General features: G+C 51.3%; 23 protein-coding genes. 6 read left to right on the forward strand and 17 right to left on the reverse strand.

Translation table 11 applies throughout. From position 1 onward, the window contains the following. Positions 1-13: 13 nt before the first annotated feature. Together mutY and ACR9FF_RS24875 are read right to left on the reverse strand one after the other, a co-directional pair. Entirely contained in the window at positions 14-1,210 is a 1,197-nt protein-coding gene (gene mutY / locus ACR9FF_RS24870) for an A/G-specific adenine glycosylase (RefSeq protein ID WP_435165901.1), read from the reverse strand. 4 nt (positions 1,211-1,214) lie between these two features. Further along, positions 1,215-2,108 carry a helix-turn-helix transcriptional regulator gene (locus ACR9FF_RS24875; RefSeq protein WP_127491816.1) on the reverse strand — a complete coding sequence of 298 codons (894 nt, stop codon included), beginning with the start codon at positions 2,106-2,108 and terminating at the stop codon, positions 1,215-1,217. A 130-nt stretch (positions 2,109-2,238) separates the two neighbouring features. On the opposite strand from ACR9FF_RS24875, the gene ACR9FF_RS24880 reads away from it, so the two are divergent. Beyond that, a complete protein-coding gene (locus ACR9FF_RS24880) occupies positions 2,239-2,586 on the forward strand; it encodes a c-type cytochrome (RefSeq protein WP_127491818.1) in 348 nt (115 codons plus the stop codon). Between the two features lie 76 nt (positions 2,587-2,662). Here the strand turns inward: ACR9FF_RS24880 and acpS are convergent, their stop codons facing one another. The 7 genes from acpS to ACR9FF_RS24915 all read right to left on the reverse strand — a co-directional run bounded on the left by acpS (position 2,663) and on the right by ACR9FF_RS24915 (position 7,613). After that, positions 2,663-3,058: a holo-ACP synthase gene (gene acpS / locus ACR9FF_RS24885; protein WP_201008161.1), complete on the reverse strand. Its 396-nt coding sequence runs from the start codon at positions 3,056-3,058 to the stop codon at positions 2,663-2,665. Positions 3,059-3,066: 8 nt separating this feature from the next. Continuing rightward, positions 3,067-3,876 carry an ammonia-dependent NAD(+) synthetase gene (gene nadE / locus ACR9FF_RS24890; protein ID WP_127491822.1) on the reverse strand — a complete coding sequence of 270 codons (810 nt, stop codon included), beginning with the start codon at positions 3,874-3,876 and terminating at the stop codon, positions 3,067-3,069. A 30-nt stretch (positions 3,877-3,906) separates the two neighbouring features. After that, positions 3,907-4,341, reverse strand: coding sequence for a BrxA/BrxB family bacilliredoxin (locus ACR9FF_RS24895; RefSeq protein WP_127491824.1), 435 nt, complete (start codon positions 4,339-4,341; stop codon positions 3,907-3,909). A gap of 82 nt (positions 4,342-4,423) precedes the next feature. Then, positions 4,424-4,801, reverse strand: coding sequence for a DUF3905 domain-containing protein (locus ACR9FF_RS24900; protein WP_127491826.1), 378 nt, complete (start codon positions 4,799-4,801; stop codon positions 4,424-4,426). 11 nt (positions 4,802-4,812) lie between these two features. Then, entirely contained in the window at positions 4,813-4,944 is a 132-nt protein-coding gene (locus tag ACR9FF_RS24905) for a hypothetical protein (protein WP_268960376.1), read from the reverse strand. An 83-nt stretch (positions 4,945-5,027) separates the two neighbouring features. Next, positions 5,028-6,677, reverse strand: coding sequence for an ATP-binding protein (locus tag ACR9FF_RS24910; RefSeq protein WP_435165909.1), 1,650 nt, complete (start codon positions 6,675-6,677; stop codon positions 5,028-5,030). A 99-nt stretch (positions 6,678-6,776) separates the two neighbouring features. Then, a complete protein-coding gene (locus ACR9FF_RS24915) occupies positions 6,777-7,613 on the reverse strand; it encodes an alpha/beta hydrolase (RefSeq protein WP_435165912.1) in 837 nt (278 codons plus the stop codon). Between the two features lie 115 nt (positions 7,614-7,728). On the opposite strand from ACR9FF_RS24915, the gene ACR9FF_RS24920 reads away from it, so the two are divergent. Then, positions 7,729-9,009 carry an NAD(P)/FAD-dependent oxidoreductase gene (locus ACR9FF_RS24920; protein ID WP_435165915.1) on the forward strand — a complete coding sequence of 427 codons (1,281 nt, stop codon included), beginning with the start codon at positions 7,729-7,731 and terminating at the stop codon, positions 9,007-9,009. A 27-nt stretch (positions 9,010-9,036) separates the two neighbouring features. Here the strand turns inward: ACR9FF_RS24920 and ACR9FF_RS24925 are convergent, their stop codons facing one another. Beyond that, a complete protein-coding gene (locus tag ACR9FF_RS24925; RefSeq protein WP_236013510.1) occupies positions 9,037-9,429 on the reverse strand; it encodes a hypothetical protein in 393 nt (130 codons plus the stop codon). A 194-nt stretch (positions 9,430-9,623) separates the two neighbouring features. On the opposite strand from ACR9FF_RS24925, the gene ACR9FF_RS24930 reads away from it, so the two are divergent. Continuing rightward, a complete protein-coding gene (locus ACR9FF_RS24930; RefSeq protein ID WP_435165918.1) occupies positions 9,624-10,511 on the forward strand; it encodes a helix-turn-helix domain-containing protein in 888 nt (295 codons plus the stop codon). 7 nt (positions 10,512-10,518) lie between these two features. On the opposite strand, the gene ACR9FF_RS24935 is transcribed toward ACR9FF_RS24930, so the two are convergent. From ACR9FF_RS24935 to ACR9FF_RS24945, 3 genes are all read right to left on the reverse strand, one after another. Next, a complete protein-coding gene (locus tag ACR9FF_RS24935) occupies positions 10,519-12,249 on the reverse strand; it encodes a methyl-accepting chemotaxis protein (RefSeq protein ID WP_435165921.1) in 1,731 nt (576 codons plus the stop codon). A gap of 272 nt (positions 12,250-12,521) precedes the next feature. Then, on the reverse strand, positions 12,522-13,274 hold the full coding sequence (gene tatC / locus ACR9FF_RS24940) for a twin-arginine translocase subunit TatC (RefSeq protein WP_435165924.1): 753 nt from the start codon (positions 13,272-13,274) through the stop codon (positions 12,522-12,524). Next, positions 13,271-13,501: a MerR family transcriptional regulator gene (locus ACR9FF_RS24945; RefSeq protein ID WP_201008170.1), complete on the reverse strand. Its 231-nt coding sequence runs from the start codon at positions 13,499-13,501 to the stop codon at positions 13,271-13,273. Before ACR9FF_RS24945 ends, tatC begins: the two co-directional genes overlap by 4 nt. A gap of 384 nt (positions 13,502-13,885) precedes the next feature. On the opposite strand from ACR9FF_RS24945, the gene ACR9FF_RS24950 reads away from it, so the two are divergent. From ACR9FF_RS24950 to ACR9FF_RS24960, 3 genes are read left to right on the forward strand one after another with little or no spacing between them, the layout of a single operon-like run. Next, on the forward strand, positions 13,886-15,490 hold the full coding sequence (locus ACR9FF_RS24950) for a flavin monoamine oxidase family protein (RefSeq protein WP_201008171.1): 1,605 nt from the start codon (positions 13,886-13,888) through the stop codon (positions 15,488-15,490). A 17-nt stretch (positions 15,491-15,507) separates the two neighbouring features. Further along, positions 15,508-16,065: a RidA family protein gene (locus tag ACR9FF_RS24955; protein WP_127491845.1), complete on the forward strand. Its 558-nt coding sequence runs from the start codon at positions 15,508-15,510 to the stop codon at positions 16,063-16,065. A gap of 49 nt (positions 16,066-16,114) precedes the next feature. After that, positions 16,115-16,300 (forward strand): twin-arginine translocase TatA/TatE family subunit, encoded by a 186-nt coding sequence (locus ACR9FF_RS24960; RefSeq protein WP_015846706.1) that lies wholly within the window; start codon positions 16,115-16,117, stop codon positions 16,298-16,300. 125 nt (positions 16,301-16,425) lie between these two features. Here ACR9FF_RS24960 and xylB read toward each other — a convergent pair whose 3' ends face one another. The 4 genes from xylB to ACR9FF_RS24980 form a co-directional block, all read right to left on the reverse strand. Next, positions 16,426-17,922 carry a xylulokinase gene (xylB, locus tag ACR9FF_RS24965; protein ID WP_127491847.1) on the reverse strand — a complete coding sequence of 499 codons (1,497 nt, stop codon included), beginning with the start codon at positions 17,920-17,922 and terminating at the stop codon, positions 16,426-16,428. Between the two features lie 40 nt (positions 17,923-17,962). After that, the gene (gene xylA, locus ACR9FF_RS24970; RefSeq protein WP_127491849.1) at positions 17,963-19,276 is read right to left on the reverse strand and encodes a xylose isomerase; all 1,314 of its coding nucleotides are present in this window, start codon (positions 19,274-19,276) and stop codon (positions 17,963-17,965) included. Between the two features lie 213 nt (positions 19,277-19,489). Continuing rightward, complete coding sequence (locus tag ACR9FF_RS24975; RefSeq protein ID WP_317980015.1) at positions 19,490-19,702, reverse strand: helix-turn-helix domain-containing protein; 213 nt, start codon at positions 19,700-19,702, stop codon at positions 19,490-19,492. A gap of 232 nt (positions 19,703-19,934) precedes the next feature. After that, on the reverse strand, positions 19,935-20,174 hold the full coding sequence (locus tag ACR9FF_RS24980; protein WP_435165931.1) for a hypothetical protein: 240 nt from the start codon (positions 20,172-20,174) through the stop codon (positions 19,935-19,937). Positions 20,175-20,178 lie beyond the last annotated feature (4 nt).

The raw sequence follows: 20,178 nt of genomic DNA on the forward strand, positions 1-20,178 counted from the left end.
TCAACCGTCCCCTTTACGTCCAATATTCCCGCAATATGCGAATGAATAAATTCGGAAAAGCCAATGTGTCCATATCCTCAGGACCAATCCACCGGTATTCGCCTTGCTTGCCGCCTGCTTCGTAAGCGGCTGCAGTCTCCGCAGCCAGGCTTGAACCGGCAGCTGCTGCTGCCGCCCCCGCTAGTGCACCAAGGTCAGCCAGGTAAATTCTCATTTTCCAGTGAATATGGCTGAATACATGATCCGCATCCATAAACCAGCGCTCCGGTCGGATCAAGAGACCCGTTTCTTCTTCCATTGACCGCGTCAGCCACTCGCCCGCAGCCGCCGTACTGCCGTCTGTCTCGGGAGCGGCATCAACGATTTTTTCCTGTTCCTTCGGCACAAGCAAATGAGGAAGCTCCCACATCTGCGCGAGCAATCCGGTCTCCGGACGCTGACGCACCAGAATCTTGCCTTCATTCGCGCCCGTACCGGCGATAATCGCGGCAACCCGCTTCTCCGGACGAGGAGGCTTCGCCTTCGTCTTGATCGGCAGCTCCGTTTCGCGGCCGGCAAGACGCGCCTCGCAATGCTCCATTACCGGACATGGCAGGCAGCTTGGCGCTTTTGGCGTACAGACAAGCGCCCCAAGCTCCATAAGCGCCTGGTTGAAATCCCCGGCAGCCCCTTCCGGAATGAGCGATCCCGCAAGCTTTTCGATACTAACGCGTGTCGCAGGCTTCGCAATATCGTCCTCCAGGCAGAAGTACCTCGACAGAACCCGCATGACGTTGCCGTCTACCGCAGGCTCCGGCCGGTTAAAGGCAATGCTCATAATCGCGCCGGTTGTATAAGGGCCGACGCCTTTAAGTCCCGCCACCGCCGCTTTGTCATCCGGCACAACTCCGCCGTACCGTTCGACGACCTCTCGTGCGCCGGCCTGCAAATTGCGGGCGCGCGAATAATAACCGAGTCCTTCCCAACACTTCAGCACTTCCGGCTCCGGCGCTTCGGCAAGGGCGCGTACCGTAGGGAATTTATTCATAAACCGCTCGTAGTAAGGAATTACCGTGTCCACCCTGGTCTGCTGCAGCATAATTTCCGATACCCATACGCGGTATGGATCCTGATTCATCCGCCACGGCAGGTCCCTCTTGATTCTCCGGTACCAGGTAAGCAGCTCGCGGCTGAAGTAAGCCTTTGCCTCTTCCTTATAAATCGCTTCCATTTGTCTAGTTGTTCACCTCTTTGTGTTCGGCAGCCCCCAGAGCTTTCGGAAGCTCCAGCTTCATAAACCGGCGGTATTGCTTAGGCGTTATTCCGGTATGGCGCTTAAGCAGCCTTGGCAAGTAATGATTCAGCATCCCTACCTTGCCGGCAATTTCGGATATCGGCAAATCCGTCTCCTTAAGCAGCTTTTTGGCCAGCTCAAGACGCCGCTCGGTCACGTATTGAATCGGCGAGCAGCCCATTATCGATTTGAAGGAGGTAATCAAATAATTGGGATGAAGATAGGCGACTTTAGCCAAATCCTCGATTTGAATGTTATGATGCAAATTTTGTTCGATGTATAAGAGAACATCATCCCATTTTTCTTTTCCAACCTCATTGCCTATAAAATAAGCATCGTTCAAATCATCCCAGGAGCTATGATCCAATAGATACGCTATCAGCTCCAATATGCCGGAATGCAGCCTGAGATTGGTCGATACGGTCGGAAACTCTTGCGCTTGAATCATTTTTTGCATAATTCCAACCACATGACACTCGTCCTGAATCGCAACGGATGAAGAAAAAGGAAGCTTCGGAAGCTTCATAAACTTCATATCGTCGGCATTCCGAATACGGAAATGGCACCAATAGGCTTTAATCGTTTGCTTGATAGCAATATTATAACTAACTTTCTGCTTTGGGCGAAGCACGTAAATTCTGCCCGGTATCAGATCGTAGCCTACTCCCTTTGTCTCGAGAACGGCATGTCCCTCCATTAAATAGAAAACCCTGTAATAATCGATTTCATCATTGTTGTTCAACCAGCCGGCTTCCCTCTCCGAATAAGCAGCCATAATAACGTCGATCTTCAAATGATCGAATTGTCTTTGTAATATCTGTATTTTCGTATCCATGACTACCCCTGTTGTCTGGCTTTCGCAAATTATTTACTCTATTATATAAGCAATAAAGATAAAATCATATTGGAAGTTCTATCATTATGTTGGATTCATTATAGCCAAGTTACAAGAAAGAAGGAAAAACATGCTAGCAAAAGGATTAATTGTATCCGCCGTTCTCGCCGTACTTCTCGCTGCCTGCGGCAGTGGCGGTTCCGGTTCCGGCTCCGCGATCTCAACCAGCCATATGGATGCTCCCGGGAAGACCGGAGCTGTATATAAAGCGAACTGCGTCAGCTGTCACGGCTCCGATCTGCAGGGGCGGATGGGAACGCAAACGAATCTTCAACAGGTAGGCGCACGCATGACCGAGCCCGAAATCGTCGAGCAGATCAAGAAGGGGGGATCCTCGATGCCGCCTTTCGAGGATCGTTTGACGGACGAGCAGATTGCGGGACTCGCAGCCTGGCTGGCAGGCAAGAAAAAAGAGTAAATCATGCAGACGAAAAGGCTGAACCGGTATCCAGCTTAAACAGCCACTTACCGATCAGCCTTTTCTATTCATTCCTCTATGCCGTCTGTTCCACAATCGCCACCGCAGACGCAATCGCGCGATCGTGAGTAATCGTAATATGAATGCGATGCCTCTCCGGCGTCAGTTCAAGCCTCTCCCAAGCACTGCCGGACAACGTACACTCCGGCTTCCCTTCGGGTCCGCGCAAAATATCGATATCGGTAAACCCGACTTTGGCTCCGATCCCGCAGCCCAAAGCCTTCACTACGGCTTCCTTCGCCGCGAATCTCCCCGCCGCAAATTGCGCCAGACGCTTGCCCTCGTAGCTGCCGGCCAGATCCCGCTCCCGACTCGTCAATATCCGGTCTAGGAACCGGGCTCCGGCTTTGCTCGCAAGCAGCGCCTCGATCCGGTCCATATCCGTAACATCATGTCCGACCCCTGCTATCATCGCTTGGATCAGATCCCCGGAATCGGGGAACGCTTATGCTCGGTACGCAAATATTGCTTCTCGAGCTTCGCTTTCGCTTCCGCTCCGATCTCTTTGCCTTCGAGATAAGCGCTGTTCTCGTCATACAGAATGCCAAGCTCCGATTCGTCGGTCTGCCCTTCCCAAAGTCCGGCGGTTGGCGCTTTATCCAGAATGCTCTGAGGCACGCCAAGCACGCCTGCAAGCTGGCGGACCTGGCGCTTGTTCAGCGAGCTGAGCGGCGTAATGTCAACCGCGCCGTCGCCCCATTTCGTAAAGAAGCCGGTGATGGCTTCAGACGCATGGTCCGTGCCAACAACAAGCAGGTTGAGATCAAAAGCAAGCGCGTATTGGACAACCATCCGCGTTCTTGCTTTTACGTTTCCTTTGCCGCCGCGACTCAGATGGCGGTGAATCCCGATCGCTTTAAGCGCATGCTCGGTTTCCAGCGCGATTTCGTCCACCGCTTCGCCGATATTCGTCTCCACCTTATGCTTCAGCTGGAACGCTTCCGCCGTCGCATAACTGTCCTCTATATCGACCTGCTCCCCGTAAGGCTGAAACACGCCAAGCGTCATATACTCCCGGCCGGTCTCGGCAGACAATTCGTCCGTTGCCATCTTGCAGAGGCCAGTCGTAACCGCGCTGTCGATCCCGCCGCTAATCGCAATCAAAAGGCCCGTTGTACCGGACTTCTTCACGTACTCCTTCAAGAAGTCGACGCGCTTGCGGATCTCCGCAGCGGGATCAATCTCCGGCTGTACGCCGAAACGCTCGATTATTTCCTGTTGTAAACTCATAGCCCAGGCTCCCCCTACTCCACCTGCCGATTAACGGCAGTAACGGTCAAAAGCTTCAGTCAGATCAGCCGCGATTTCAGCAGCGGAACGATTCTCGATTTGATGGCGTTCGATGAAATGAACCAGCTCGCCGTCTTTCATCAGAGCGATAGAAGGCGAAGACGGCGGATACGGAGCAAAGTACTCGCGCGCTTTCGCCGTTGCTTCTTTATCTTGACCGGCAAACACGGTATACAGGTGATCCGGCGTAATATCGTGCTGCAGCGCTTCGGCTACGCCCGGACGGCATTGACCAGCCGCACAGCCGCAAACCGAGTTAACAACGACAAGCGTAGTTCCTTTTGCATCTGGAATCGCATCCGCAACTTCCTCAGGCGTGCGAAGCTCTTTAATCCCGATCCGGGTCAGATCATCGCGCATAGGTTGAACCATATCCAGCATATATCTCTCAAATGACATAGACATTTGAAAACACTCTCCTTTGTAATAACCTAAATTTAGTTACTATTATACCGCCGGCCATGAAAATAAAGCAACCGAAGCAATGTCACTCCGGTTGCTTTTGCGGCGCTTCCTCCGAGTCTGGAACAGGTTCCCCCGCACGGTAGGCGCTGTTTTTGTCCTGATGCATAAAGATCCCCGACTGGGGCGCGATTCCCCGTTCGAAATAGTCCCGGTTCTCGGCGGTTAGAAACCCGATATCCTTAAAAGGATGGACCCACTGATCGCCGGCCATAACGGCCGGATCCGTATCGGTGCTCCATTCATTAAGCGGCGAATTCGGCGAATCGTAATCATGATCGCCAATCACTACGCCATGCTCATTGACGAACGGCTCGCGCGGGCCTCTTCCCTCGCGGAATTCCGGAAGAAAGGAGATTTCGAACGGATCAAGCGACGGATCGTCCCCTTTGCCCTTGCCCATCGCCCGTTCCTTTAGATCGAAGGGCGGTTCGGCCCGTCCAGCTTCTTATCGTAGCCGGCTTCGCCTGGTTCGGCTGCTCCGGCTTTATTTTTGCTTGCTTGCTGAGTTTGTTCTATCGAGTTGCCTTGTTTATTTTTCGCCATCGTAGTCGTCCTCCCGTATATAGCTGATTGTACGAACTACGATAGTATGCGCGTCCGGCACAAGCTTTATGTTTCCTCTTCCCTTAGGCCGAATGCTTGAAAAACGAAACGATAAACGTCGTTCCGACGCCCTGCTCGGATTCAACGTCGATGCGTCCGTTATGACGCTCCGCAATGCTGACGCATAAAGGAAGACCAAGGCCCGTTCCCTGCGTCTTGGTCGAGAAGAAAGGATCGAAGATGCGCTGCTTCTGCTCGTCGGAGATACCCACGCCTTGATCCTGAATGCGAAGGACGATCTCCTCTTTTTCTTCTATGTATGCCGTATGGATGGACAAGCGGCCTTTCTCGCTCATCGCCTCCATCCCGTTGCGGGCCAGATTCAGTAGCAGCTGCTTGATCTCCTTCTCGTTCAGTTGAATGGCAGGCACAAAATCGCACAGCTCAACCTCGATCGTCTGCCCCCGCAGATTGGCATCGGCATTTAATAACGGAATCATTTCCCGGATAATATCATGCAGCGAACCCGCTTCCATCGTAAGCGCCCGGTTCTGGGCCAAGGACAGGAAATCGCTGATGATCGTATTCGCCCGGTCCAGCTCGTCCATCACGATACCGTAATAAGCCTGCTGATTATCCGGGCTCCGTTCCCGCATCAGTTGCACAAAGCCGCGGATAACCGCCATGGGATTACGGATCTCGTGCGTAATGCTCGCCGCCATCTGCCCGATCAGGCTAAGCCGTTCCATCCTGCCAACCTCGCTGCGCAGCAGCGCCAGCTCCGTTATGTCATGCGCGGTGAGGACCGCCCCCGTTATGGAATCCGTTTGCAGGTTCCGGATACAAAAGGCGGTCTTCAGCAGCGTTCTTCCATTCTCCACCTGCGGATACTCATGAACAAGACTTTGCCCGTTTAGCGCCTCGCGCAGCAGCTTCGCATTGGAGTTCTCAAGCCCGTCATCAAAAAACTCGTAGAAATATTGGCCGACGATATGTTGTCCGCCAGCGAGCATCTGAACCCCCATCTCGTTCAGATGCGTGATTTTGCCGTATTGGTTAACCAGAACAACCGCAATCTTCGTCTGATTGATAAATTGCTCAAGCTTCTCCACTTCCTGCCGGTAGCTCTGCGACACCCGCTTCACATCGTAATGCAATTGAGCGTTTTCTTTAAACGTCTCAATCGTATACACCGAAATCCAAGAGGAAAACACCGTCATCGCTAGAGTAAGAAGTGCCAGAAGCACAAATTCAAGATCGACCGGCATCCCCGTCGTAATGACGGCAACCGTGAAGGACAAAATAACAAACGCGCACATCCCCACGATAAGCTTCATGACGATGCTGATCTTGCGCCGCCGGTCCGACCGGTGGAACGCTTTTATAATGGACGGCATAAAGACAACGTAGACAAGCATGAAGGAGAGAAACACAACCGTCTCTCCCATACTGTCGAGTGATTCAATCCTTAGTGCCGTATATACGCCGCTCAGCAGCAATAAAAAGTATGGTCCGCCGTATAAAGAACCGATTAACAAAGGCATTAGCCGAAAATTAAGTTCGCAGCCGTAATAGTCCTTCGTAAACAACATGCACAATGCCATCGCAATACAGCTGGACAGCCCTATAATAACGGGAATTCTCCGCCAATGGCGGCTAGAATTATGCCATAACTGAAAGGCAAAGGCAGGTACTAGCGTAATAAAGAATTGTAACAGCAATTCTTTCAACACGAACGATCAGTCTCCCAACGAAAACACGTCATGTTATAAAAAATACCCTGTCTTCACCTATTCACCTGATAGTCCGATTAAATCACAACTCTCATTATTTTACAATCGCCTTCCCAGCCAATTGGAAATAATATTTAACAAATGAACGGCGTAAATATCGTTATGCAATTCATGGTATCCGCCCTCGTATTTAACGAATTTGCAGCGGTCTCCGAGGCGCTCGGCAACCTCTTTGCTTGCCTCGAACGAGGTCACTTTATCTCCCGTCCCGTGCACCAGCAAAACCGGAACCTGAAGCTCGTTACTATGCATGATAGCCCATTCACCGGCATCCGTCATGATGTGAAAGGTCCTGATTGTAATGGAGCTGTGGCATAAAGGGTCTCCGAGGAACGTTATCGCCTGATCATAACCGGGGCGGTACAGATCATCGGGACTGATCCCCGTTGACAGCGACAGCTTGGGCATAATGCTTACAAGCAGTCTGGCCAGTGCCTTCATAACGGCATTGGGGCCTTTCGCAAGACGCAGCCACGGACTGCTCAAAATGAGACCTTCAATAGAAGGTTTTAGGCGCAGAGCGGAATTGAGCGCTACATTGCCGCCCATGCTGTGGCCGTAAAGAAAGCAAGGAAGCAACGGGTGCCGTTCTTTCGCCTGCTCAAGCAGCAGTTCCGTGTTACGAACCGCCGTTTCTATTGAAGAGAGATGTCCGCGCTTCCCCGCGGAACGGCCATGGCCCTCCTGGTCGTGAGCCAGCACGGCATAACCATCGCTTGTCAGCCGCTCCGCAACTGCCGAATACCGTTCCCCATGCTCTCCCATGCCGTGTACAATGCAAACCGCGGCTTTTGGCTCCCGGTTATCCGGCAGCCATTCTCTTGCGTAAATTTCGATCCCGTTAGCCCCGCTGAACCGCCAATCCGTCCGCTCCATGCGTTATTCGCTCCTTTATGGCTTTAAAGTTGTCTTCATTATATTTCAATAAATAAGAAAAAGAATGTTACAATACGTAAAAGAAGAAAACGCATGAGTCAGGAGCAATGTAACGATGTTTGATGTAATTATTATCGGCGGCGGACCGTCCGGTCTGATGGCTGCCGTTGCCGCCAGCGGCGCTGGCGCGTCTACCCTGCTTATCGATAAAGGGGACAAGCTTGGACGCAAGCTGGGTATTTCCGGCGGAGGCCGCTGCAACGTAACCAACGCGAATGAAATGGATGAACTGATCCGTAATATTCCCGGAAACGGGCGGTTCCTGTTCAGCGCTCTAAATCAATTCGGCAACCGGGAGATCATCGCCTTCTTTGAAGGGATGGGTATTGCCTTGAAGGAAGAGGACCGCGGACGGATGTTCCCGGTATCGGACAAGGCGAAGACGGTTGTGGATGCTCTGATCCGGAAGGTGAAGGAGCAAGGCGTCGAGATCCGAACGAACATGCCGGTGAAGGAAGTGCTGTACGAGAACGGCGCCGTTACCGGCATCAGACTCGCTTCCAACGAGATTATCCATTCCAAGTCCGTGGTTGTCGCTACCGGCGGAAAATCCGTTCCGCATACGGGTTCTACGGGCGACGGCTACCCATGGGCGAAAAAAGCCGGGCATACGATTACCGATCTATACCCGACGGAGGTGCCTCTCACCTCGGCCGAGCCGTGGATTCGCAGCAAGGAGCTGCAAGGCCTGTCGCTCCGCGATGTTACGCTGACCGTATGGAATGCCAAGAACAAAAAGCTTGTTTCCCATGAAGGAGATATGATCTTTACGCATTTCGGTCTATCCGGACCGGCGGCGCTGCGCTGCAGCCAGTTTGTCGTTAAAGAGCTTAAGAAAGCTTCGGAAGCCGAGAACGGCAGACAGACGGCCCTCGTTACCATCGATCTGTTTCCGGGTCGTACGGAGGCTGAAATCTTCGACGAGACGCTGAAGCTTGCCAAGCTTGATCCCAAGAAGGCTGTCAAAAACGTGCTGAAGGGCTATGTGCAGGAAAGGCTGCTGGAGCTCCTTCTGCGCCAATGCGAGATTAACGGCGATGTCACGTACGACAACATTCCGAAGGAACCATGGCGCGAGCTGGCCAAGCGGATGAAGCAATTCCCTGTTGCGGTTAACGGAACTTTGTCAATTGAAGAGGCATTCGTTACTGGCGGCGGGGTGCATCTGAAGGAGATCGATCCAAAAACGATGCAGTCGAAGCTCGCCCAGGGGCTTTACTTCTGCGGGGAAGTGCTCGATATTCACGGCTACACGGGAGGCTACAATATTACGGCCGCATTTACTACGGGCCACAGCGCAGGAACAAGCGCGGCATCGGCTGCTTTAAGCAGCTGACGCCGCGCTTTTCCTTTTTCTCCTCTATTACGTGTGCACATCCCCGGAGAAATGACTGTACTCCCCGGGATCCGGGAGAAACTCATTGGTCGTATCCGCATCGTCATCCCGGTTGTGCAGGTCTGTTGCCTCCTCTGCCCCAATCCAATCCTCGTTCACGATATGAGCCGGAATCGTAATGGCATTCAGGGAATAAGCCGTATCCGTGACAGCCTCGTTCTGAATCGCAGACTGATCCACCAACTGGCCGCCATGAGACATGGCAATTTCCAGCGCCGAGGTCAAGTCGCTTCCGTCCACGTGAATATGCAGTCGGTTTCCCTCGTGCATTAACGGCTCGTATCCAAGCTCCTGCAGGGTATCCCGCGCAAGCGCAGCGCTAAAGGAGTCAGCGAAATCAAATAAAATAGCCGAACTCATCATCTCATCTCCTTCGATAGGCTTCCAATATATTAAGATTCCCTAACATTCCCCACTTTTATGAATGAAAGGTGTTGTCATTTCAACAAAACTTTATATAATTTAAGTTATACTCTTATACGTTAGGTTTATTTACACCATACGTCACATTGAAACGATATTCACATAATAACTCCCAGGAAGGTGACAAAATAATGGAGAACGTGTTTTATTTGCTGGCTGATCCGATGTTTATCGTCGAGCTTGAGCATAACCGATGGTATATACGTGACATTAATTATGCCTTTACCAAATTGACCGGATACAAAAAAGCGGAGCTGACCGATGCAGACCCTGACGGGCTGTTAAGAAGAGGCTTTACCTTCGGCGGACTTATGACCCAGCTTAGCGAGGATAACGAACAGTCGCTCGAACAGGAGTTAATCTCCAAATCGACCGCCCCCATTCCCGTACGCTTTACCAGCCGCCGACTGCCCTCAAGCGAACAGACTTGCTTCATTATAATCTGCAAGGATTTGTCGGAGGAAAAATACATCGAAGAATACGCGATGGATAACCAGGTTCTGATGAGCGTTGGAATATCCGAGCAGTTCCGAATCACAAACGCAATCCGCTATTATTCGCCATTCAAACCAATCAACCTGGTGAATCAGTCCGTATTTGACCATATCGCGGACGAAAGCCGCAAACCTCTCCGCCGCATCATGGAATACGCGCGTGCTCACGGCACTACCGAGCAGACCGATGTGAGGCTGTATCTCGGCGATCAGCTCCGGATGACAACCGTTATTATCAAACCCTTCTTCCACGGAAACAAAGAGTTCAAGGGTTATGTCGTTCTGCTGACCGGCACGCTTCAGTCGGTACGGGAAGAGGATGCCGCATACAAGCTCCGCATGCTGATGCTGAGCAAAAACATTACGGCTACCTCATTGGCGCAATCAACCTTAATTTCGCTTACGACCATCTCCAAAATCCGCAATGGCAAAATCAAAAAGCCCCAGCGTCTTACGGCCGAATTGATAGCCGGAGAGCTGGGGGTGAAGCCGGAATCGATATGGAGCGGCTTTAAACGTTATTAGACGATCGTTAGAAACGGAACTTCATAACCAAGTCGTTCAAGTCTTGAGCGATACCGGTCAAACCGCCTGCGGCAGATGCAATTTCTTCAGCCGAGGCGGTTTGTTTGTCCGCGCTTTGCGCGACTTCCCTGGCAATATCGTAGGTACGGCGCGCGATTTCGGTCAGTTGATCGATAGAGGCGGACACCTCCTCCGAGCTTGCGGCAAGCTGCATGGCAGCGCTCGCAACCTCGCCGATTTTGCCGGACACCTCCCCTGCCGCGGTCGTAATTTGACGGAAGGAGCGGCCCGCCGCGTTTACTTTTTCCAAACCCTTTATCGTTTCCGCTCGGCTCGCGCTCATTTTTTGAACGGTGAGGATCATATCTTCCTTGATCATGCCTATTGCACCGGCAATATCGGAAACGGAGGCCGCCGTCTGGACTGACAGCTTGCGAACCTCTTCCGCGACAACAGCAAAACCTTTTCCCGCTTCACCCGCTCTTGACGCTTCGATTGCCGCATTAAGCGCGAGCAGATTAGTCTGCTTGGATATAGAGCCGATAAAATCGGTGATCCTGCCAATGTTGTTCATGCGGCTCTCGAGCAGCGCGACATGCTCGGATGCTGACTGAACGGTGTCATCGATGTCCGTCATCGTCCGGACAGCTTCTCCTATTGCCTCCGCCCCTTCCTTCGCCTGCAGCTCCGCATTTGCCGAGAGCTTCGTCGCGACAGAACTGCTTTCCGCAATACGCTGCGTTCCACGAGCCATCTCTTCCGTTGAGCGGGAAATTTCCTCGAAGCTGTGGAGCTGCTCCTGCGAGCCCGATGCCGCTTCCCGGAACATAGCGGAAGCTTGCTCGACCGTGCCGGCATTTAGTTCGGAGGCCGCTAGCATCTCTTCCGAAGCCGCGGATATGCTGGTTGAAGCCGTCTGCACGCTTTGCATCGTGGTCCGCAGAGAGTCAACCATCCCTTGCAGCGCTTGCACCATAACCCCTATCTCGTCTCTGTTCCTTACCTTCGGAATAGCAACCGAAAGCGAGCCCGCGGCCACTTCGGCTATAACATCCGAGGAGCGTTTGATTGGCAGGGAGATCGTCCGGCGCACGTAATAGAGCAGGGCGAGAACCAGAACAAGCGCGGCACCAAGACTCATGGCAATGGTCACTACCGCCTCGCGGTTAATCTTTTGGCTGGATTGCTCGGCAGCCTTCGCCCCTTCCTCATTAATCCGGATAAGCGTATTTATGTAAGACTGCATCGTACTGAAAGACTGCTCCGATGACATCAGGGAATCGCCGACCTGCTTCTCCTCCTCCATATTGGAGTAACGGATGACATTCCGGTATAACGCCAGATAGGCCTTCCACTCCCCCTCCAGATTACGGGACAAATTCATGTCATCGCCCGATTTCGGAAGCGACATAAATTCCTGCAGCTTCTTTTGCAGAACTACGATCGTATATTCGCCGTCTTCCTCCAGCAGCTTGCGCTTCAGCGGATTGCCTTCCCACGCCATCTTGTATTGGATGGTCAGCATATGCTCGTTCAGATAATTGATTTCGTTAATGCTTTTGATATTAGCCAGCCACACCTGCGAGATTTCCTGCGCGTTGCTTGTCAGCTTGCCCATCCGGTTAAAGCTGAGCGCGCCGTTCGCCGCCAAAATAATAACGATTGCAAGGAAGGATAACGTCAGCCTCTGGCTTACCGAGATTTTCCACTTCCATTTGTTTGTGAATGTTTGCGGCATATAAAGCCCTCCTCTGGACTTGCTCGATTATGATGTTAGTATATCTTACATGTAAATAACAACCAACTTCATAAGCATGCAGGAAATCCATGATTTTGCCGTATTTGCTCGCTTTTTGTCTGCGGCAGTTCAATTAGCGGATAAAAAGCAAAAGCTTTTAATCTTTTCCGCACAAGGTAAGATTCTAAGCCATGTCCATAAAAACCTATAAGCTCTTAGAAATTAAAAACAGCCTTGGCTATAAGCCAAGGCTGTTAACAGTAGAATAAACTTTACGCTCCGGAAACTTCCGCAAGGGCCGCGGCCTTTCTTTTTCCGTATACGATTCGTGACAAGAGAACGCTAATCTCGTACAAAACCACAAGAGGAACAAATACCAGCAGATGGGAAATCAGCTCCGGCGGAGATATCAAGCTGGCTACGACGACTAGCACCAGATACGCGTATCTTCTCATTTTATGAAGAGCTTTAGGCGTCAGGATTCCAATCTTGGTCAGAAACATAACGATAACCGGCAGTTCGAACGCAATCGCGAGCGGCAGCACAATATTGAACATAAACCCGAAATATTGAGCAACCCCATACGTCTCTACAAGCTCCATGCTTTTTGTTATTTTGGAAGTGAAGGAGAAGCTCATCGGGAAAACCACAAAGTAACCGAAGGCCAGCCCTGTAAAGAAGCAGATCACGCTGTACGGCACATACCGCAAAGCGGCGTTCCGCTCCCCGGGATGGAGCCCCTGCTTCACAAAGCCCCACAGCTGGTACAAAATATACGGCAGCGATACCGCCAAGGCGATTACGAGCGCAACCGACATATACATGCGGATGCCGTCCCATGGCGAGAAAACGTTCCATGTCATTTCCGAGCCAGGCGGCACGCTTTTCAAATAACGAAGCACCTTCGGCGATAGATATAGTCCCCCTCCAAGCGACAGCAGCACCACGATAAGAATCTTCCAGATCCGGCTGCGCAGCTCCGTTAAATGCCCAAGCAGCGTCATAGTCTCCTCAATCCTCTTCATTCGCTGCACAACCTTCCGGGTTTTCTCAGCTCAAAGGTATGGAAGCCGTCCCTCAGCTTGTCGTTAATCTCCTTCAGGCGGTCAACGTCGTCAAAGGAATATTTGCGTGCCCCGCCTTTGGTCCTCACCGGAAAAACCAGCTGCTTCTCCTCGTAATATCGAATTTGTCTTTCCGTCAAACCAGTTAAGTCGCTAACGATTCCAATACTCATCACTTTGTCCTTCATCGTCACACGCCTCCCTAACGGTTATGTAATGTTTTCTAACATAAACTTCTTTGATTCGAAATATATCAGCGGTCTGTTTCTTCGTCAATGGGACCGATAGCCCTGGTATGCTTGTTCGAATTAGATGAACCCAAACGAACAAAACGAACATTCTTTGTGTTCAAATGCTGGAGTAGCCTGCGTTTTTATGAGATATGGAGTCTCTGCTCGCACCTATAAATGGTTATAATTACCTAATAATCTATTTTTGATCGATTATTTTTATCTTAGTAATAAATTTTATTTATGTAAGAGTTTCTAACAAAATGTTGGCGAAGGCTTGAAAAACCGTGCTACATTTCTTTCCGAGACGAGCAAATCGATCAAGCGAAGGAGTTGACGGGCATGGAAACAAAAGAGACGCCAAATGAACTGTCGCGCAGACAATTTCTGACGACGGTCGGCAAAATCGGTGGTGCCGCCGCCGTGTTTAGCGTAATGGGGACGATGGGGTTATTTTCGCCAGAGACGCTGAAAGCAGCGGAGTATGAGCCTCCATCCAGCTGGGATCTGAAAGGCACTAACCGATCGGGCAAAAAAGTCGTTATCCTCGGCGCTGGCGTCGCCGGCCTGACAGCAGCTTATGAGCTCGGCAAAGCCGGCTATAATTGTACGATTCTTGAAGCCCGCGCCCGTTCCGGTGGCCGTAACTGGTCGGTACGCCGCGGTACGACGGTAACTGAGCTTGGCGGACAAAAGCAGGTTGCGCGGTTTGATGACGGTATGTACCTGAATGCGGGTCCGATGCGTATCCCGCAGTTCCACGTCACGATGGATTACTGCCGCGAGTTCGGCATTGCGATGGAGCCGTTCAACAACGTCAACGAAAGTGCCTACTATTACAATGAAAACGTCGGAGCTTTGTCCGGTACCCGCGTCCGCAAGCGGGCGGCAAAGGCCGATGTAAGAGGCTACGTTAACGAGCTGCTCGCCAAATCCATCAATCAGCCTGGACTGGACCTTCCGGTTTCCGCGGAGGAAAAGGAGAAAATCGTCGCTTATCTCCGCTCCGAAGGCAATCTCGACGCCGATCTTTTCTACAAGGGATCGTCCCGCGGCGGCTATAAGGATGAACCGGGTTCAAGGCTTGATGCCGGCGTTATCCGCGATCCGTTCGAGATGAAGGCGATCATTAATTCCGGCTTCGGCAATTTCTTCGCAAGCGAGTACAGCTATGATCAGCAAATGATGATGTTCCATCCTGTCGGCGGCATTGACGCGATTCCGAAGGCTTTTGAGAAAAGGCTTGGCAACCGGATTAAGTTCCACTCCGAAGTAACCGAGTTCAAGCATGTCGGAGATAAGGTGCAGGTGACCTATACCGACCTCTTGAACGGCGAAGCCAAGCAAATCGAAGGCGATTTCCTGATCTGTACGATCCCGCTCTCCGTTCTGAAGAACATCAAGCATGATTTGTCTCCGGAGATGACCAAGGCCATCAACAATACGAAATACGCGAACGCGGGTAAAATCGGTCTGCAGTTCAAACGGCGGTTCTGGGAGGAAGACGACCAAATCTACGGCGGCAATACGCTGACGAATATGGATATCTCGTCGATCTATTATCCGCCAACGAATTATTTTGCGAAGAAGGGCCTGCTGCTTGGCTACTATGCCCAAGGCGCCAACGCGGACAAGATCGGCGCGTTATCCTTCAAAGAACGCGAAGCGCATGCGCTTGAACAAGGCGGCAAAATTCACCCGCAATACTATAACGAATTTGAATCTTCGTTCTCCGTGAACTGGAAAACGATCAAATACAACGAAGGCAGCTGGGTCTCCTACTCGGAAGACGACCGCAAAACCAACTATCCGGTGCTCTGCAAGCCTGACCGCCGCGTCTATCTGGCAGGCGAGCATATCAGCTACATTACGGCCTGGATGGCAGGCGGCATTGAATCCGCGCGTTCGGTTGTTACCGACATTCACGAGCGCGTCATGAAGGAATAGACAAGGAGGAGCCTATAATGAAGATGACTGGAAAAATGAAAGTACTCGCCGGGGCGATTGTAATCTCCTGCCTCGCCGCAACGGCCAGCGTATACGCGGCGGTTACGCCCAATAAATACCCGCTCGCCCCTATTCATGAGCCTGAATTTTACGGCAATCCCTCTTCCGCGATCTCTAGCGCTGTAGCGATGCCGGCAGGCACGGCAACGTTCGAAACAAGCGGCACGGTCCCTTCCGTCGTGAACAAGGAAGGCAAAACGATCTACGATCGTTACGGCGATACCGAAAAGCAAGGCCTCAGCGTCCTTAAAAATATCGAGACCCTGCTGAAAGAGCAAGGCCTCTCTATGAAGGACGTCACGTATCTGCGCGTATACATAGCGCCTGATGCCGCAAAAGGAGGCAAGTTCGACTTTGACGGGTGGAATAAAGCCTATGCCAAATACTTCAATACCAAAGAGAACCCCGTCAAAACGGCGCGTTCTACCGTTGGTGTCGCAAGCCTTGTCAACTCGGATTGGCTGATCGAGATCGAAGCCGTTGCCGCTTACCCAAGCAATCATAACCAAGACTGATTTTAATTGGAGCTAAAATGCAAAATAACAATAGAATGGAGATGATCGTATGCTTCAAAACGTTGGATTCCCTGGTCTTATGATGATTCTTGTTGTCGTGTTGATCATTTTTGGTCCTTCTAAGCTGCCCGAGTTAGGCCGGGCCGTAGGCCGCACGCTTCACGAGTTCAAGTCGTCGGCGAAAGAGCTTGTCTCCGATACGAAGGAAGAAGTCGTATCCGAGAGCAAGTCCTAGCATTTAGAGAGGCCGTACCCCTCCTGCCGGGTACGGCCTCTCTTTTGTCCCAAACCAAAAAAAAGAACCGTTCCTCCCGGCTAACCGGAAGAAACGGTATCAACTCGCGTTATATGGTGCGGTAATTAACCGCGGTAAGCAACAAGCTCTTCGTTCATGCCGCGCGTCTGCGCGTAAACCTGCTGGTAAATACGGAACAAACCTTTGTACGTCTCAACCGCTTCAGGCTGAGGCTCGTACGAAGCCGCATGCTTCACGAATTGCTCCGCGCAAGCTTCCAGGCTGTCGAACCAGCCGCAGCCGTAAGCTGCGAGCATTGCCGCGCCAAGGCCCGGGCCTTGTTCATTCTCAAGCGCAACAACCGTTGCGTTAAAGATATCCGCCTGCATTTGCAGCCATACCGGATTTTGCGCGCCGCCGCCGATGGAAACCACCTTGTCGACCGTTTTGCCAACGCTGCGGAACAGATCAACGGACTCGTTAAGCGAGAACGTGATTCCTTCCATTACCGCACGGGCAAAATGAATGCGTTCATGCGAGCCGTCTACGCCAATAAAGCTTGCGCGGATAGCCGGATCAGCATGAGGCGTACGCTCGCCAACGAGGTAAGGCGTAAAGATCAATCCGCCCGCACCCGGTTTTACTTCGCCTACACCCTGCAGCATTTCGTCAAACGATTCGTTAGGAGCAAAGGTTTTCTTGAACCAGCTCAGGCTGTAGCCTGCAGCAAGCGTTACGCCCATCGCATAGAAGGAATTCTCTTTGCCGTGGTTGAAGAAATGGACCTTGCCTTGGAAGTCTTTGTCCTTGTCATTCTCGTAAGCGAGAATAACGCCCGAAGTACCGATACTCGACAGCGTGAGTCCTTCGGACAGGATGCCAGCGCCAATCGCTCCGCAAGCATTGTCGGCACCGCCGGCAAATACTTTTGTCGAAGACTGAAGCCCGGTGCGTTCCGCAATCTCAGGCAGCAAAGTGCCTACGAGACCATGGGATTCTACCAGCGGCGGGCAGAAGCTAGAAGGAAGGCCAAACGCGGCAAGCACGTCACCACTCCATTCTTTCCCCGCTACATCAAGAAGCAAAGTGCCCGCAGCATCGGAATAATCCATATGCAGCTCGCCAGTCAGAGCATAACGAACATAGTCCTTCGGCAGCACAAACAGCTTCGCTTGCTCGAACGCTTGCGGCTCGTATTGACGAACCCACAGAATCTTCGGAAGCGTGAAGCCTTCAAGCGCCGGGTTGCGGGTAATGCCAAGCAGCTTGTCGCCAAGCGTGCGCTCGATCTCGCGGCATTGCTCCGTTGTACGCGTATCGTTCCACAGGATTGCGTTGCGTACAGGCTTGTTCTCTGCGTTCAGCAGCACAAGGCCATGCATCTGCCCGGAGAAGCTGATGCCTTCAATCTGGTCGGCAGCGATGCCGTTGGAGGAAGCAAGTTCGTTTAAAGCTTCGATTGTAGCTTGAACCCAGTCCTCCGGCTTTTGCTCGCTCCAGCCGGAATGCTCGTGGAACAGCGGATAGCTGCGGGATGCTTCCGCAGCTACCGTTCCGTTCTTGTCAACGAGCAATGCCTTTACGGCACTTGTGCCTAAATCTATACCAACTACATAACTCATTGACGTAATCCTCCCGTTGCCTAAGTTATTTCCCAGCTAATTAAACGCTGAAAATAACTTCGCTGAGCATCAGTCTCATGCGCTCTTGCTTGCCGGATTTGTTAACGATCGGGTTGTTTTGCAAAGCGTAAGCTTCAAGGGATGCCAGGGAAGCTTTGCCTGCAACAACGTCAGCGCCGATGCCGGATTTGAAGCTGCTGTAACGGTCTTCAACGATTTGGTCGAAGATTCTTTCTTCGATCAGCTTCGCAGCCGCTTTCAGACCCCAAGCGAAGGAATCCATACCAGCGATGTGAGCCAGGAAGAGATCCTGATCTTCGAACGAGCCACGGCGCACTTTCGCGTCGAAGTTAACGCCGCCGCGAGTCAGACCGCCGGCTTTCAGAACTTCAAACATCGTCAGTGTAGTCGAGTACAGGTCAGTTGGGAATTCGTCGGTATCCCAGCCGAGCAGCAGGTCGCCTTGGTTAGCGTCAAGGGAGCCCAGCATGCCGTTGATTGCAGCCGTACGGATTTCATGCTCGAAAGTATGGCCGGCAAGCGTTGCATGGTTTGCTTCAAGGTTCAGCTTGAAGTAGTCTTTCAGGCCGTATTTTTGCAGGAATGCAATTGTTGTTGCAGAGTCGAAGTCGTATTGGTGTTTAGTTGGCTCTTTTGGCTTAGGCTCGATCAGGAATTGAGCGTCGAAGCCGATTTCTTTCGCGTAAGCGATAGCCATATGGTACAGACGGGCAAGGTTGTCGAGCTCGAAGCCCATGTCCGTGTTCAAAAGGTTCTCGTAGCCTTCGCGGCCGCCCCAGAATACATAGTTTTCAGCGCCCAGCTCTTTACCCACTTCAAGGCCTTTTTTCAGTTGCGCGGCAGCGTATGCGTATACGTCAGCGTTGCAAGTTGTGCCAGCGCCGTGTACATAACGCGGGTTCGAGAACATGTTAACCGTATTCCACAGCAATTTCTTGCCGGTTTGTTGTTGTTGGTCTTTCAGCATAGCGACGATAACGTCGAGGTTTTTGTTCGTTTCTTGCAGCGTAGCACCTTCAGGAGCGATATCCACGTCATGGAACGCATAGAACGGCGCGCCGATTTTGTCCAGGAATTCGAAGTTAGCTTCTACGCGAGCTTTCGAACGGTCCAGGCCGTCGAATTTGTCCCAGCCGCGGACCATCGTTGCGTTACCGAACGGATCCGTACCGTTAGCGTTGAAAGTGTGCCAGTAAGCAACCGCGAAACGAAGATGCTCTTCCATAGTTTTGCCAAGAACCACTTGTTTAGGATCGTAGTGTTTGAATGCAAGCGGATTGTCGGAGCCTTTGCCTTCGAATTGGATCTTGCCGATGTTAGCGAAATACGTCATGAGATGAATATCCTCCTTTAAAATGTACGAGTATAAGTTCAATCTTCTCGTTAGCTAAATGTGTTTTGAAAACGCTCACCAATAATATAGCACGGGTAACTTAGTTTGTCTATTAAACAAACTAAGATATTTTTTAACATTTTTTCAGGAGTAATATTCCCCTTCGTTTGCTTCAATACACTGAAGTAAAAGGGAAATAAAAAACTGCCATTTCTAGTCCGGCAGCTTACCGATATAAATCAGGTCAATTGTAGGTACGCGATAAAGAGCGCATAATCTCATGGCTATGCTGCATGGAATCAAGCGGCTGTCCTTCTCGTACTCCAATAACAAGTCATTGGAAACACCTATTCGTGCAGCAACGTCACTAACCTCCAGTTGGTTCGCAAGGCGAATTTCTTTAAATGTAAAGACCACTCGAATCACACTACCCTCCTGATAATAGCTGATCCTCATATTTGAAGATGCCAGAAAACAAGCGATAACGCTTCGCTCTATATAGGCCGACTATTTAATAAGAACATGTGTTCCTATTATATACCAAACATACGTTCCTATTGCAAGTTGAAAATAATTTGGAAATTGGGTTCCGAACAAACCTCCATACTGAATAAGCAGCATAATTTCAAAAAAAAGCCTCTCTATGTCAATGGCTGATTTAATTTGCATCCTTGCCACTATTCTTCGTTTTAACGCAGCTGTATGCACCAGATGCAGTGAGCCCGATTGCAGCAATGTTAACGATAGTATCTCGTACAGCAGAAGGTACCATTACCAAGATAGCAGCTATACCAATTGCTATGACTGAGCTATGTTTGGCCGTGACTCCATAACCTTTAATTACACCAACAAAAGCCGCCACAAGGGCGGCCAGGTGAAGAATTTCTGATTGTTCCATTGCG

It is taken from the genome of Paenibacillus glycanilyticus (assembly GCF_051200795.1).
GTDB lineage: Bacteria > Bacillota > Bacilli > Paenibacillales > Paenibacillaceae > Pristimantibacillus > Pristimantibacillus glycanilyticus.